Annotated in this window: 12 protein-coding genes; 6 read left to right on the top strand and 6 right to left on the bottom strand. The window is 40.9% G+C overall.

Going from position 1 to position 15,946, the window contains the following annotated elements; genetic code table 11:
• The first annotated feature begins 75 nt into the window (after nt 1-75).
• A complete protein-coding gene (locus tag NQ505_RS08405; RefSeq protein WP_004306929.1) occupies nt 76-858 on the top strand; it encodes a potassium channel family protein in 783 nt (260 codons plus the stop codon).
• A gap of 527 nt (nt 859-1,385) precedes the next feature.
• On the opposite strand, the gene glsA is transcribed toward NQ505_RS08405, so the two are convergent.
• Nucleotides 1,386-2,351 carry a glutaminase A gene (glsA, locus tag NQ505_RS08410; RefSeq protein ID WP_004296270.1) on the bottom strand — a complete coding sequence of 322 codons (966 nt, stop codon included), beginning with the start codon at nt 2,349-2,351 and terminating at the stop codon, nt 1,386-1,388.
• 9 nt (nt 2,352-2,360) lie between these two features.
• A complete protein-coding gene (locus tag NQ505_RS08415) occupies nt 2,361-3,803 on the bottom strand; it encodes a glutamate decarboxylase (RefSeq protein WP_004296269.1) in 1,443 nt (480 codons plus the stop codon).
• A 489-nt stretch (nt 3,804-4,292) separates the two neighbouring features.
• Here NQ505_RS08415 and NQ505_RS08420 point away from each other — a divergent pair, with 489 nt between their 5' ends.
• Both NQ505_RS08420 and NQ505_RS08425 read left to right on the top strand, forming a co-directional pair.
• The gene (locus tag NQ505_RS08420; RefSeq protein ID WP_009000228.1) at nt 4,293-5,549 is read left to right on the top strand and encodes an MFS transporter; all 1,257 of its coding nucleotides are present in this window, start codon (nt 4,293-4,295) and stop codon (nt 5,547-5,549) included.
• 3 nt (nt 5,550-5,552) lie between these two features.
• Nucleotides 5,553-6,452, top strand: coding sequence for a DMT family transporter (locus NQ505_RS08425; protein WP_009000227.1), 900 nt, complete (start codon nt 5,553-5,555; stop codon nt 6,450-6,452).
• Between the two features lie 52 nt (nt 6,453-6,504).
• Here NQ505_RS08425 and NQ505_RS08430 read toward each other — a convergent pair whose 3' ends face one another.
• From NQ505_RS08430 to NQ505_RS08440, 3 genes are all read right to left on the bottom strand, one after another.
• Nucleotides 6,505-6,897 carry an HIT family protein gene (locus tag NQ505_RS08430; protein ID WP_004296262.1) on the bottom strand — a complete coding sequence of 131 codons (393 nt, stop codon included), beginning with the start codon at nt 6,895-6,897 and terminating at the stop codon, nt 6,505-6,507.
• Nucleotides 6,898-6,948: 51 nt separating this feature from the next.
• Complete coding sequence (gene greA, locus NQ505_RS08435; protein WP_032844195.1) at nt 6,949-7,413, bottom strand: transcription elongation factor GreA; 465 nt, start codon at nt 7,411-7,413, stop codon at nt 6,949-6,951.
• Between the two features lie 181 nt (nt 7,414-7,594).
• Nucleotides 7,595-8,746 (bottom strand): DUF4369 domain-containing protein, encoded by a 1,152-nt coding sequence (locus NQ505_RS08440; protein WP_009000226.1) that lies wholly within the window; start codon nt 8,744-8,746, stop codon nt 7,595-7,597.
• Between the two features lie 196 nt (nt 8,747-8,942).
• Here NQ505_RS08440 and pnp point away from each other — a divergent pair, with 196 nt between their 5' ends.
• The gene (gene pnp, locus NQ505_RS08445; RefSeq protein WP_004323285.1) at nt 8,943-11,069 is read left to right on the top strand and encodes a polyribonucleotide nucleotidyltransferase; all 2,127 of its coding nucleotides are present in this window, start codon (nt 8,943-8,945) and stop codon (nt 11,067-11,069) included.
• 411 nt (nt 11,070-11,480) lie between these two features.
• Complete coding sequence (locus NQ505_RS08450) at nt 11,481-14,462, top strand: hypothetical protein (protein ID WP_009000225.1); 2,982 nt, start codon at nt 11,481-11,483, stop codon at nt 14,460-14,462.
• Nucleotides 14,463-14,999: 537 nt separating this feature from the next.
• Here NQ505_RS08450 and NQ505_RS08455 read toward each other — a convergent pair.
• A complete protein-coding gene (locus NQ505_RS08455; RefSeq protein WP_009000223.1) occupies nt 15,000-15,260 on the bottom strand; it encodes a hypothetical protein in 261 nt (86 codons plus the stop codon).
• 219 nt (nt 15,261-15,479) lie between these two features.
• On the opposite strand from NQ505_RS08455, the gene NQ505_RS08460 reads away from it, so the two are divergent.
• Nucleotides 15,480-15,929 carry a helix-turn-helix domain-containing protein gene (locus tag NQ505_RS08460; protein ID WP_009000222.1) on the top strand — a complete coding sequence of 150 codons (450 nt, stop codon included), beginning with the start codon at nt 15,480-15,482 and terminating at the stop codon, nt 15,927-15,929.
• Nucleotides 15,930-15,946 lie beyond the last annotated feature (17 nt).

The raw sequence follows: 15,946 nt of genomic DNA on the forward strand, positions 1-15,946 counted from the left end.
AAACAATCGCTTTCTCCAATTGTTTTTAAGCAATCTAAATTATAAATGAATCATTTTATTATAAACTAAGTAGTTATGAAATCAGCGCTTTCAGATTTTATTTCCGGGAAAAAGGGAATCTATGGTATTCTTCACATTATTATATTAGTAATGTCCCTATTCCTGGTTATTAGTATCTCGGTAGATACTTTTAAGGGAATTCCTTTCTATACACAGTCTTCGTATATGAAAGTACAGCTATGTATCTGTCTTTGGTTTCTTTTTGATTTTGTATTGGAGTTCTTTCTGGCGAAACATAAGGGACGTTATTTGCGGACGCATTTTATCTTTTTATTGGTGGCGATTCCTTATCAGAATATTATCGCCTATTATGGGTGGACATTTTCGGATGAGATCACCTATCTTCTCCGTTTCATACCTTTATTGAGAGGAGGATATGCACTTGCCATTGTGGTCGGCTGGTTGACCTACAATCGTGCTTCGAGTTTGTTTGTCTCTTATCTGACGATGTTGTTGGCAACAGTTTATTTTTCCAGTCTGGCATTTTTTGTGCTCGAGCATCGGGTGAATCCTTTGGTGAATGGTTATGGAGATGCTTTGTGGTGGGCTTTTATGGACGTTACTACCGTCGGTTCGAATATCATAGCGCAGACGGTGACCGGACGTGTGCTTTCCGTTTTGTTGGCTGCCCTGGGTATGATGATGTTCCCTATCTTTACGGTTTATATCACAAATCTGATTCAGCAATCCAACAAACGTAGAAAACAATATTACGAAGAGGAGGAACTAGAGAAAAAGGCTTCCGAGAAAAAAGAATTGGCAGAAAAAGCAGCCGTACAGAAAGGAAGTGTGTCATAATGAATAATAAAACGCAGATTAACGCAAATTATCGCAGAAATAATTTTATAAGTCGTTGATTAATATATCAATATAATTGGAATAATCTGCGATAATTTGCGATAATCTGCGTTTTGACACACTCTGGGATAAGATGAAAAAACAGATGAAGTGATTATGAAGGTAAAGTGTTGAAAACCAAAGATGAATTACTTTTCTTAATACTATAATTACTTTTCTTTATAAGCGAGGAAGGAAAAGGGGTGGAAAAGAGGTATTACTTTCTATCTTTGTTGAGAAGAGACAGGACACGACGCTGTTATAACCGTTGTTGAATGAATCAAACCTTACCTTATCCGGGTTAATAACAGCTATCTCATTTTAATAACTAGAGTTGTTCAGGGGTAAGTTCAATTTGTAGCATTTGAAAAATGATGCCGTTTGTATTGAAACATTGGCGGGAAATCAAGAGGGTAAGGGGAATAGAAAAAGGTTACTATCAAGAGATAGTAACCTTTACCTTTCTTATAAAAGAGATTGAGAGAATTTTAGTCAACAACGGTGATATGGTTGTTGCTAAATACATTCAATTCCAGCTTGTTCATGATGTATTGAATAGCTAACTGCGCTTTCACGGAGTTGCCCGAACCATCCAAAGGAGGAGCAAATGCGGCAATACCGAACTGTCCGGGCAGTACGCCCATCACACCGCCACCTACACCTGTTTTTGCAGGAATACCGGAAGTGTACATCCAGTCGCCGGTATGTTCGTAGAAACCTACGGCGGCAATCATGGCAGTGATTTTAGGAGCCAGGACGGCATCAAAAACTTCTTTTTTAGTCACAGGGTTCACACCACCGTTGGCGATTGTACCGGCTGCGATGGAAAGCTGCAATGCAGTAACTCCCAATGAACACTGGCGGGTGTAAAGGTCTAATGACATATCCGGGTCATCATAAATCCGGTTGTAATTCTTCAGCAGCCATGCGATAGAACGGTTGTTGAAGTTGGTGTCCGATTCCGACTTGTACAATTCATCAATCAGTTGCGGGGCACTGCCGCATAGGTCTGTCACATTTCCTACGATGGCATCCCATTTCTTGGCAGAGTCACCGATAGGTTGCACCATACTGCAGGCAGAGATGGCTCCGGCATTTACCAGTGGGGTAGACGGATGATCGTTCTCCAACAAGATAGCGATGATTGAATTGAAGGGCAAGCCTGTTGCGTCGGCTCCAATCTTGTCCAGAATTTCTTTAGCACCGTATTGACGCAGTGCCAGGATAGCCGTATGTACTTTGGATACGGATTCTATACCGAAGCGATAGTCAGTATCTCCCACATGGATGGTCTGCCCGTTGAGCAGGCAGACACTGATTCCAAAGAGATCCTTGTTGACATTTGCCAGATAAGGAATATAGTCGGCATTCTTGCCGCCGGTATTGGTCTTTACCTGATCGTATGCCTCCTGTACCACTTCTTTCAATTGAGCGAGTGTTACTTTTTTATCCATAGATCATTTTTATTTTTTTACGGTTTTACGACGACCACCGTGGTTGAACATCTTGACTTCTACCGGAAGATTCTTTTCTTGAGCCATACGGGTAGGAGTTGGATATTCCAGTTTTTCCAGTTCGGCGATGGCATTGTTGATGTCGCCCAGAAGCATATCTGCCATGTCACGGCTGAATCCCTGACGAACAACGACACGCATCACTACATAATCTTCCAGTTTAGAAGGCAATGTATAAGCAGGAACCATCCAACCATGTTGAGACAGTTTGTCTTGCAAATCATACAAAGTCCATTTGGCGCTCTTTGCATATTCCGGTTTCAGATACCAGATGAATAGCGGGTTCACAACATCTTCTGAGTAGTTAACGAACGGAACCATCTTGGCTATTTCACTATGGATATATTTGGCAATTTGCAGGGAGTTGTACTGCACTTCTTTGTAACCCTGGAATCCTAAGCGGATGAATTGATAATATTGTCCCAGAATTTGTGCGGCCGGACGAGAGAAGTTCAAACCTACCTGTGTAATGTTGGCGCCCAGATAGTTGACGCTGAATGACATTTCTTCGGGCAGATATTCTTTGCCTTTCCAACAAACCCATCCGAGTCCCGGATATACCAAACCAAACTTGTGGCCGGATACGCTGATAGAAAGTACCCATTTCAAACGGAAGTCCCATTTCTTTTCCGGATACAGGAACGGAAGGATGAAACCACCACTGGCGGCATCTACGTGGATAGGAATGTCATAACCGGTCTTGGCATTGTAAGCATCCAGAGCTTTATCCAATGCTTCGACATCATCATTCAATCCAGTCCATGTAACACCTTGAATCGGTACGATACAGATGGTGTTTTCATCACACATTTTCAAAGCTTCTTCGGGGTCAAGAGTGGTTTTTTCAAGTGTCAAAGGCACTTCACGCATTTCAATCTGCCACAACTGTGCAAACTTTTCCCAAACAACCTGGAAACCTGTAGAAATCACAAAGTTTGGTTTATCAAATGGTTTGCCCTGTGCTTGTCTTTTCTTACGCCAACGCAACCAGGCAGCTACACCACCCAACATACATGCTTCTGAAGAACCGATAGCCAAAGCACCTGTTTTCCAGGTATCTTTTTCAGGAGAGTTCCACAAGTTGGCAACGATGTTGATACATTTACCGTTCATCACAGCGATACGCGGATATTCTGTTTCATCAATGTAGTTGATGTTGATGGCCTCATTCATCAGCTTGGTAGCATATTCGTCCATATAAGTGGTAACGAAAGTAGCCAGATTCAAACGGGGCTGAGTTTGAGCAAATGTTTCATCTTTCACCATTTGATAGGCGACTTCAGGAGTAGTAGGTCCATCAGGTATTTTCTCTACCGGAGAGGGTTGTAACATTCTGTCTGAACCAAATACATCGGTTTTTGCATCACCTTTTCTGAAATTTAAATCTTCCATACTAATTTGTTTTTTTAAAGGTTTAGGGCGATGGGGATTTTCCCCGTCGAATTTCCCACAACAACAGCAGATAGGTTTGAAAGTTTCCGGCTTTTACATTATTTGGCGTTTATTAAGGGGGCGGGTTTTCCTGTATGGAAGAGCTTCCCGGCACATTGGCAGATCTTGCTTTGACTTCCTCCTAACAAAGGAACATTCTCATCGCAATGAGAAAAAATTCTCACTACGATGAGAAATTATTCTCATTACTATGAGAATTTTTTCTCAAAGGGATGAGAATGGTTTGAGAATAGAATCCTGCTCATAGCACCTTGTAGCATCATAATCCACTGATAACGGTTGACTGTTTTTTTATCTTATTCCTGAATTTTATTGATTCAAAGAATGGTTTTGATGCTTTTAAAGCAATAAAGTCCGGATATACGTCTTTTGAACTTTATAAGGCGACTATTGTTTTCTTCAAACCTAAACTTTTAACGAATAAGCATTATGAAGATACAGACGGGACGAGGAACAATTCCTCTTATTACTTTAATTGCCATCTGGTCTATTTCGGCATTGACTTCATTGCCGGGACTGGCTGTTTCACCTATATTGGGTGATCTTACGAAGATATTTCCGGAAGCTACGGATCTGGACATACAGATGTTGACTTCGCTGCCATCACTGCTCATTATTCCTTTTATATTGCTGGGTGGTAAACTGACAGAGAAAGTCGATTATGTCCGTGTATTAAAGGTCGGACTCTGGCTTTTTGCCGCGAGCGGCGTTTTGTATCTGATTTCCAATCGAATGTGGCAATTAATTGTGGTAAGTGCTTTGCTCGGTATCGGTTCCGGTTTGATTATCCCTTTATCTACCGGATTGGTTTCCAGATACTTTGTAGGAACCTATCGGGTGAAACAGTTCGGATTAAGCTCCGCTATTACTAATTTCACGTTAGTGATAGCAACTGCCGTAACGGGCTATCTTGCAGAAGTTAGCTGGCATTTGCCTTTCCTTGTCTATCTTCTCCCATTGATTTCTATTCTGCTGGTAGGACATTTGAAAGAAGACCGGACGGGAGAAGTCGCTTTTACACCCTCTCCTTCCTCTTCTGCAGATACTACAAAAGACAACGAAGCCTCCGAACAATCTACTTCCATAGATATAGGAGGTAGCAAATACGGTATTCACATCAAACATCTGATAGAGTTGATGCTCTTCTATGGCGTGATAACATATATCGTGGTAGTAGTGATCTTCAATCTACCTTTCTTAATGGAGAAACATCACTTCTCCAGTGGCAATTCCGGATTGATGATTTCGCTTTTCTTTCTGGCCATCACTGCTCCGGGTTTTTGCCTGGACAAGATTGTAGCCCTGCTGAAAGGACGTACAAAAGCATACAGCCTGCTGTCGATGGCATTAGGATTGTTATTAATCTGGATAGCTCCGATCGAATGGCTGATTATTCCCGGATGTATCCTGGTTGGTTTGGGATATGGCATTATTCAACCTATGCTTTATGATAAGACCACCCAGACCGCACTGCCGCAAAAGACCACATTGGCTTTGGCGTTTGTGATGATGATGAATTATCTGGCTATCTTGCTTTATCCCTTTATTGTCGATTTTTTCCAGTGGATATTCCATACCCAATCACAGGAGTTTCCTTTTATCTTTAATCTTCTGATAACTATTGTTACTCTTTTCTGGGCATATCGGCGCCGTAATACCTTTTTGTTTAACGACCAATTAAAATAGAAAATGAAGAATAAGAAACTGGAAGCCAATCTTAGCATGGCTGTCTCGAAAGTATTTAGCGGTTTAAATATGAATGCCTTAAAGTATCTTCTGCCTTTGTGGATGAGTCCATTGACAGGAGCCACGCTTCGTTGCACATTTGCAGCAGCTGCTTTTTGGGTGATCGGGTGGTTTATGCCTCCGGAGAAATCGTCAGCCAGAGATAAATGGCTCCTCTTTCTGTTGGGGGCTTTGGGACTTTACGGCTTTATGTTTCTCTATCTGGCCGGATTGAGTAAAACAACTCCTGTCTCCAGTTCCATATTTACCAGTCTCCAGCCTATTTGGGTTTTTCTTATCATGATATTCTTTTATAAGGAGAAGGCGGGCGCTAAAAAAATAATAGGAATTTCTATCGGTCTGATAGGAGCGTTGGTTTGCATCCTAACCCAGCAAAGCGATGATTTGGCCTCTGATGCTTTTACGGGGAATATGCTTTGTCTTCTAAGTTCTGTGGTGTATGCTGTCTATCTGATTCTTAGTCAGCGCATCCTCACGGCCATTGGAGCGATAACGATGTTGCGATATACCTTTTCCGGTGCTGCCGTGTCTGCCATTATAGTCACGTTTATTACAGGATTTGATGCCCCGGTATTCTCCATGCCGTTTCATTGGACGCCTTTCCTTATTCTGATGTTCGTATTGATTTTCCCGACCACTATCAGTTATATGCTGTTGCCTGTCGGTTTGAAATATCTGAAGACAACGGTCGTCGCTATCTACGGTTATCTGATTCTGATTGTGGCGACCATTACCTCCCTTGCTCTCGGACAAGACCGTTTTAGCTGGACGCAGACGTTTGCAATCATTTTTATTTGTATTGGAGTTTACCTGGTTGAAGTGGCCGAAAGTAAAGAAAAGTAAAGAAAAAAGGCATTCCATCACGGAATGCCTTTCATTATTTCATCATCATGTTTTATAGAGAGGAGTTGATTGCTTGCGCTATGGACTTGAATTCTTCATCCGACAATTTCAGTTTCGGATTCGAAAACAACATATCCGATTCCTTTTGAATAGGAATTAAATGAATATGTGCATGAGGTACTTCCAGTCCGATAACAGCTTCGCCTACCTTTTGGCAAGGGAATGCTTTTTTAATGGCACAGGCTACTTGCTTTGCAAACACATGCATAGCAGCCAGGTCTTCATCGCTCAAATCGAAAATATAGTCTACTTCCTGTTTGGGCACTACCAATGTATGTCCCTTTACCAACGGATTGATATCGAGAAAAGCAAAAAACTTGTCGTTTTCCGCCACCTTGTAGCAGGGGATTTCTCCTGCGATGATTCTACTGAATATTGTTGCCATAACTTTTATTGATAAATTAAGGCAAGCCCCACATGGAGACCTGCCTTTACGTTAAATTGATATGTTTACTACTTCCAGTGCAATTTTACCTTGTGGAACAGTAATTTCTGCTACATCACCCACCTTCTTGCCAAGCAGACCTTGTGCAATCGGGGTGTTAACGGAAATCTTTCCTTCCTTCAGGTTAGCTTCACTTTCTGAAACGATGGTATAAATCATCTTCATGCCATTCTTTACATTCTTCAGTTCCACCTTATTTAAAATCTGTACGGAATCTGTTTTCAATTTAGATTCATCGATGATTTTTGCATCTGCAATGGTAGCTTTCAATTTGTTGATACGCATTTCGAGCATACCTTGCGCTTCTTTTGCTGCATCGTATTCAGCGTTTTCAGACAAGTCTCCTTTATCTCTGGCTTCGGCTATTGCCGCAGAGATCTTCGGGCGTTCCACTGTTTCCAGTTCCTTCAGTTCCGCCATCAGTTTCTTGTAACCTTCTTCTGACATATAAGCCATGATGTTTTCCTCCTTTAATTGTTTTAAATGGTCATATAAACAAAAAAGAATTCCAACATGAGCCATGTTGGAACCCTCTTTTCATTATTTCTTTGCAAAGATAGCCTTTTAAGTGATACGTGTCAAGTGAAAAAAGATGCTATGTAACATATTTAAATGAAATATGCTAAATTATAACAACTTAGAGTAATGACTTGACAGCTGCTTCCAAATCCTTAATATCTTCGCCACGAAGCTTCAATTCGTTGTTACGATTAATCAAAAAGATAGATGGAACCTGACGAACATTATATACAGCTACGTTGGTAGAGTAAACTCCGTTTCCATCGCGCACACAGACCCATGGAAGGTTGTCTGCCGCTGTTTTCCAGTAGTGTTCGTCCGCGTCGAGAGATACCTGGTATATTTCCAGTCCTTCTTTAGCGTATGTATTATACAGTTCGCGAAGCATCAGGTTGTGAGGAGCTCCGGCAGGCGACTGGAATACAGAGAAATCGAGCAAAACGACTTTGCCTTTCAGGTCGGTCAGCTTGCGCACATTTCCTTTCACATCACGCAAGGCAATGTCGATAATACCGGTTTCTACGATTTTATCCTGCGGAATTTCCAGAGCTTTCGTTTGCGGCTGGCGCGTATTCTTCATTCCTTTGATTACAATATTATAAAGGTTCTTGGAACGTACCGCATGAGGGAACGCGTTGTTGAGGCTCGTAGCAACAGCTGCGAAGCATTTCACGTCGTCTTTATTGTTCAACGGATCGAATATCAGATAATTATTGAGCTTCTGGAACAGGGCAAAGTAAGCTGCCGCCGTGTTGGGAGCAGCAAAAATATAGTTCACTTTGACATCTTCCTTATAGTTGTTGAGCAATGTTGCCAAGCTGTCTTCAAACACATCATGCCCTATTCCGTTGCTGCGCAGGGATGCCAGTAAATTGTCCACCTCTTTTTGAAGGCGAATCTGCTTCAACGTCAGTTCTTTTATCTTATTGCTGTTTTCCGAACCTTCCACCGTATAAGTAGTAGAGAAATCCACATACGGAGCTTTGATTTGAATCGTTTCGATAGAATCTACAGAAAAATTGATGATTTTGTCGTCGATCCGCAAACGGTAAAATTCGGGTGACTCGGGACGAGGCTGCTTGAAACTGAATGTACCTTCCTCTTTCAGCTTCACTGAATCGAGCGGAACAATACCTTCCAGACCGGAAGCTTCGAGATAAAGCATTTTACCGTCGGCTCCTGATACATCCCCGTTCACCTGGAATTTAGGGCCGGAACTACAAGCAGTAATAGTAAGTGCGGCGAGCGCTGCAAAAGTAACCTTTTTCATATAGTGTGTGTTATTAACGAGATGCAAATATACTTCTTTTCGAGATTAGTCAAAGCATTTTGCTGTGTTCTTCATCCTAATTTTGAAAAAAAATCAGTTCGCCACTAACTTTTTACCTCATTTCCACCTAATTACCACGATAAATGTATATCTTTGCAGGAATTTTGAAAGAAAAAGTATAGATAAAACAATTTTTATGATTAACCCAATTGTTAAGACAATCGAGTTACCTGATGGAAGAACCATCACACTCGAGACGGGAAAGTTGGCAAAACAGGCAGACGGTTCTGTAATGCTCCGCATGGGAAACACCATGTTGTTAGCTACTGTTTGTGCCGCTAAAGATGCAGTTCCCGGAACAGATTTTATGCCTTTACAGGTAGAGTACAAAGAAAAATTTGCGGCATTCGGCCGTTTCCCTGGTGGTTTCACCAAGCGAGAAGGTAGAGCTTCTGATTATGAGATTCTCACTTGCCGTCTTGTCGACCGTGCTCTCCGTCCTTTATTCCCCGATAATTATCACGCAGAGGTATATGTGAACATCATCCTCTTTTCTGCTGATGGTGTGGATATGCCGGATGCATTGGCAGGACTTGCCGCTTCTGCAGCACTTGCCGTTTCAGATATTCCTTTCAACGGACCGATTTCTGAAGTACGTGTAGCACGTATCGACGGTCAGTTCGTTATCAATCCTACTTTTGAACAACTGGAAAAAGCTGATATGGATCTGATGGTAGCCGCTACTTATGAGAACATCATGATGGTAGAAGGTGAAATGCACGAAGTATCCGAAGCTGAATTGCTGGAAGCAATGAAAGTAGCTCACGAAGCTATCAAGGTTCATTGTAAAGCACAGATGGAGTTGACTGAAGAGGTTGGAAAAACAGTGAAACGTGAATACAACCATGAAGTGAACGACGAAGATTTGCGTAAGGCTGTTCGTGAAGCATGTTACGAAAAAGCTTACGCTGTTGCCGCTTCCGGAAACAATAACAAACACGAACGTTTTGCTGCTTTCGAAGCGATCCGTGAAGAATTCAAAGCTCAATTCTCTGAAGAAGAGTTGGACGAAAAGGGTGCGTTGATCGACCGTTACTACCACGATGTAGAAAAAGAAGCCATGCGCCGTTCTATCCTTGACGAAGGTAAGCGTTTGGATGGTCGTAAGACTACTGAAATCCGCCCGATCTGGTGTGAGGTTGGTCCTCTGCCTGGTCCTCACGGATCTGCTATCTTTACTCGTGGTGAAACACAATCACTGACTTCTGTAACTCTGGGTACCAAACTGGATGAGAAGATCATTGACGATGTTTTGGAACACGGAAAAGAACGTTTCTTATTACATTATAATTTCCCTCCTTTCTCTACAGGCGAAGCAAAAGCACAACGTGGTGTAGGCCGTCGCGAAATCGGTCACGGTCACTTGGCTTGGCGTGCTTTGAAAGGACAGATTCCTGCTGACTATCCGTATGTAGTACGTGTGGTTTCAGATATTCTCGAATCTAACGGTTCTTCTTCTATGGCTACTGTATGTGCCGGAACATTGGCATTGATGGATGCTGGTGTGAAGATCAAGAAACCGGTATCAGGTATCGCTATGGGATTGATTAAGAATCCGGGCGAAGAGAAATATGCTGTATTGTCTGATATCCTGGGTGACGAAGACCACTTGGGTGATATGGACTTCAAAGTAACAGGAACAAAAGATGGTATTACGGCTACTCAGATGGATATCAAGGTAGACGGTCTGTCTTACGAAATTCTGGAACGTGCTTTGAATCAGGCAAAAGAAGGACGTATGCACATCTTGGGTAAGATTACTGAAACAATCGCTGAACCACGTGCCGACCTGAAAGAACATGCTCCACGCATTGAAACGATGACAATTCCTAAAGAATTTATCGGTGCTGTAATCGGCCCTGGTGGAAAGATTATCCAAGGTATGCAGGAAGAAACCGGTGCTGTGATTACTATCGAAGAAATTGATGGTATGGGACGCATCGAAGTTTCCGGAACAAACAAAAAATGTATTGATAATGCAATGCGCATGATTAAAGCAATCGTTGCTGTTCCTGAAGTGGGCGAAGTTTATAAAGGTAAAGTTCGTTCTATTATGCCTTACGGTGCATTCATCGAATTCTTGCCGGGCAAGGATGGTTTGCTGCACATCTCTGAAATTGATTGGAAGCGTCTGGAAACAGTAGAAGAAGCTGGAATTAAGGAAGGTGATGAAATCGAAGTAAAACTGATTGATGTTGACCAGAAAACTGGTAAATTCAAACTTTCAAGAAAAGTGTTGATGCCAAGACCGGAAAAGAAGTAAAAGAGTCATATCTTCTATATAATGAATAGTCTGAAAACTAAGTTTTCAGACTATTTTTTTTAATTCCACTTTTCAGAAAGCATGGTATCAATGAGGCGATACCTTCCCCTTGAAGCGTGATTGTTCAAGGGCTTTTTTGTGTATGGATGTATAGGAATCTATTCGTTGCGAATTTCGAATATCGAAACTTGAATTTTGCGAATTGTGTGAAATTCGCAAATGCTGATGTGTTACCAATACGCTTTTTGCATTTTACAATATATGTGCCTTTGATTTGCATAATCAGTTGTTATTCAATTCGTTTATTGCTTATATCAGAAATGGATATAATTCATAGAGTTATGCGAATTCACGATATTTGCATATTGAGAATAGAGAGAGAATTTGATGTTGTGTAAAAGCAAACAATGAATGATGAAGAGTGGTAATAGAATATATAGAAATTGGCTTTACGCGTTATTGCTGATTGTCTTTTCTTCTTGTATAGATGAAACTTTCACCGAGAATTCTGTGGAAGGGACATTTCTGACAGTGAGAGGAATAACACCTCTGGGAGCTACACACGAGGGTACTCCGGAAGATCGGGTAGTGCGCACCCTGCGTATTCTGGCATTTGACAGAACAACGGGAAATAAGATTAGTAATGTATATTATACAGCATCAACAGGAGATATCATTCGGCATCCTATTGATCCGGGAATGTATGATTTTGTGTTTCTGGCTAATGAACCTCCCCATATACCGGTTAAAACGAAGTTGGAAGCCATAAGTAATTACAGTGATTTGGATCATATTGCTTATCCAGCAAGTTTTTTTTCATCGGAACAAGTCATTCCGATGATGCAGGAGATAAAGAAGGTAACCGTACTTTCCGATGGGCAGGGAGCCACATTGGAAAATGGTACGACAGTGTCCATGCTACTATTGGCTTTGGAGCGACTTGGAGTGAGGGTAGATGTTGAACTGAAGGCGGTAGATAATCTGAATGGTGCTTTTAAAGGAGTAATATTCAGTAATATCCCCAACCTTGTTCCGCTGACCGCAGGTTATGATGGTCCGGCTATTGAAAGGAATGTAGTACGTAAGTTTACCTTAACCGACAATGGAAATTATTTTGCCGACGGCACTCCTACGGTCGAATGGGGATGGGACAAGAAAGTCAACCGTATTATCTTGCCGGCAAGCGAACCGGCATCTGTCAATGATGAAGATGAGGCCGTGGTTTTCACGGTTGATATGTTGGATAATTATAGTCCTTCTTGTGAGTTGAAGATAAATTCGAGCCCGGTGAATTATAGTTTACCTAAAAATACGAAACTCGATCTGACAGGATATATACAAGACCCGTTGCAGGTAAATATTGTAGCGTCGAAGTGGGAAGACGTGGATGAAGATTGGGACATAGCAGGTATTAAAGTATTGAATGTCTCTACTTTGGAAGCCAGTATCACCGATTTTAATGGAGTGCGAATCTCTTTCAGTTCTAATATGCCGATAGTGAAAGTATTATCCGAACTATATGTGGGGGATACAGGGACGGCTAAAACTGAAACTGGAAAAATATTCAATGATCTTGTACTAAGATATAATGATACCAAAGACGATGGAACCACGATAACATATGCCACTTCCCGTTTTCTATACACTTATGACAGGACATCTCAAACTGGCTCGGGGTATATGGATATACTGCTTGATGAGCGGAATGTGAAAGATGCACAGGAAACTTATCGGATTATCCTGTCTGTAGAAGACGAAGATGGTGGTAAGCTACAAAGAGAAATAAAAGTCAAAACGAAGCAATACGGAAAGCGTTTTGATTTTAATTCGTATGGTTCCGGTTATATAGGTGCTTTTTTTAGAGATGATGAAACAGGCGAAAGAATTATTACCGGTCAACAGGGTGTGATAAGTGGAGCAGGAGAGCGCCCGGAAGATTTAGGAGCACCAGCCCCTTGGAAGGCGACTGTGGAAGCGGGTGATTTTGTTGTCTTGAGTTCTTCTCCAAGTTTTGATCCGCATGTAGGGACGGATGATCCGGGAAATCCTGAACATTATCAGGTGTTGCCTGATGCTTATAAAGGAGAAAAAGGTACTTATGTGGAGGGCAGGGGACGTATCTACTTCCGTATTGGTGTAAAAGAGAAAAATTCGGGAACGACTCCGAGATATGCTAAAATTAAAATAGAACGTTACGGTGGCAGATGGGGGACAGGAGACAATCAAGTGTGGTATAATACAGGATATATGTATATCCGGCAGGGAGAAGAGCCCGATTATATCATGCGACCGGGCACTGCGGACCCTATATCTAAAGGACCGCTAAAGGATGCTTCACGTAATTATGCTCGTAAAATATCACCTTTTAATCTGACTTCTCCGGCTTATTTTAGTGGCAGTAATGCTCTCTACACACCAGTGGATCATAAACAGGCTAAGTTTGTAAAATATCCAACTCAAGCAGGAGCTTTCTTCCAATGGGGGCTTCCTAAAAAGGCAGATCAGTCCTATTTCCGATTGGCTTATCATCCTACTGCTCTTACTATGGACTATTGGATTAGGGATATACTGTTTTTCGACGAATCGCATAAACTGTTTTTACCGGTATGGGGAGATGCTCCTGTGCCACCGGAAACTGTATATGATTATGGATACTCGGAGGTTTTTGAATCTTGTCCTGAAGGTTATCATCGTCCGTCGGACGGGTATATTGATAGGATTTCTTATAATGGCCCGTATCCCAATAATATAGATCAGGATAATGATCCTGTTATTGTGAATGCCTATAAAGAGGTTATAAAGACTCAAATAGTGGATTATAGTGATGAAATCGCTTTTTCCGAGTTACGTCAATCCTTGTTTATAAACCCGTTAAGTGGAGATGTCGGTGTGAATGAGAATATTGGAGGGTATGATGGTTCGGTAGAAGCAGGTGGAATTAAAGTAGACCGCTATCAAAACTTTTGGATAGATAGAAACGATCAGGTTGAAGCACAGGAACATATAAAATTCTTTATAGGGTTTTATGCCGATGGCTTTTTTGATCGACGACCTATCAAGATGGGACCGGGCGAGGGGAATTATCCTTATGGTGTATCGTCAGAGAATGCACAGGTTGCCTATTTTGGAATCTTGGTCTTTAATGAATCAAATAATGCTTCTGTTTTCTTCCCTTCGGCGGGAAGGCGGCGCAATCTGAATAGTACTTTGGAATATGCGGGGCAGACTGGTTATTATCATACCTCTTCCATAGCTGCATCATCTGCTGAAGATCCTCACGCTGTATGGAGTATGACTTTAGGTAAATGGCCAAATCCGGGACTTATGTATCAGTTGCCGACCTTTGGTCAATCTATTCGCTGTGTTAAAGATGAAACAGCTGGTACGAGATAGTCAATAGTATTTTGTTATCTGACTCTGACTTAATTTATTGCTTTGGTTAAGTCGAGTTTGTTTTTCTTTGCATTAAATCCCGTTTTAAAAAAAACGGGATTTTTTATTAGTATCATTTGGAGTTGAGCTGTTTTATATATAGAGCCAGTCTATATTAGATTTACCTGTTTCTTAAAACTTCTAAGAAGATGAAAGACAAACGATTATACCCTCTCCAAAAAAAGAATCGGAAAGTACCCCCATACTTCCCGATTCGAAACAGTCAAAAATCGACCTTAATCAATTTATTAACTTAACACGTCGCAAAGATATGAGAAAAATTTCTTTGAAAGAGCTTTTTTATTTAAAAAGTTTATGATACAGGCAAATATACCTGCAAATAAGGCTGTTTTTTCTTCCTTTAAAACCAAAGCTTTCTTCCTTTTAAAGGAACGACCCCTTCCTTTAAAAGGAAGAGGCCGTTGGTTTAAAAGGAACTGGTGGGGTATTTATATAGAAAAAAGGATTAATGATTTTTCGATTATATAGGTCGGTTTATTAGTTTGTTTTATACTCCTCTTCTATTCGTTTTATATGTGCGAGGTTTCTTTCCAGTAATTCATTTAGTTCGTGATTAGAAAAGCAAGCTCCTAGATAGATCGTGTTTTCTGCTTCAAAGTCAAATGGTTCATTGTCTTCATTCACCACAATCTCAATTTTTCCATGTGCATCTGTAGAGATTACTACATTGTATTTATCCATCAATCCTTTGAGCTCTTTTATGAATCTATATTCTTTGTTTGTTAATATTCTTTTCATGTCGGTTAGCTCTTTTGTTTTGCTATTCTTTTGTGTGGTAAAGTTCGTAATTATTTAACACATTACACGCTATTTGATGTATTCATTTTATTCTATTTGGCAGGTTGTAATATTCCTTTTATCCATATTATCACATCTATTCGTTTTTTTCGTATATTTGCTTCGAGCGAAACTTTTCATTTGTATATTTGTTGGATTTTAAAAAGAAAGAAAATAAAAATGGAAACAGAAGAATTGACAATTGGGAGAGTCCATCACGGACGCAATATACGTCGTACCCGTATTGAAAAGGATATGAACCAGGAGGGTTTGAGTGAATTAGTACATCTCTCACAGCCTGCTGTTTCTAAATATGAGAAGATGAGAGTGATTGATGATGAAATGTTGCAACGTTTTGCACGGGCGTTGAATGTGCCTTTCGATTATCTCAAGACTTTGGAGGAGGATGCACAGACGGTGGTGTTTGAGAATATTACAAATAATGGTAATGCAGCCACAAATGCTAATATTGGATTTGTTGATGAAGTTGGTGAGGACAATCGAGTTAACAATTTCAATCCTATCGACAAAATCACCGAACTTTATGAGCGTCTTTTAAAAGAAAAGGATGAAAAGTATGCCGCTTTAGAACGCCGTTTGCAGCATATTGAAGAAAGTCTGCAGAAATAAAAAAACAGATAAACTGA

This window comes from Bacteroides sp. D2 (assembly GCF_025147085.1).
Classification (GTDB): Bacteria; Bacteroidota; Bacteroidia; order Bacteroidales; family Bacteroidaceae; genus Bacteroides.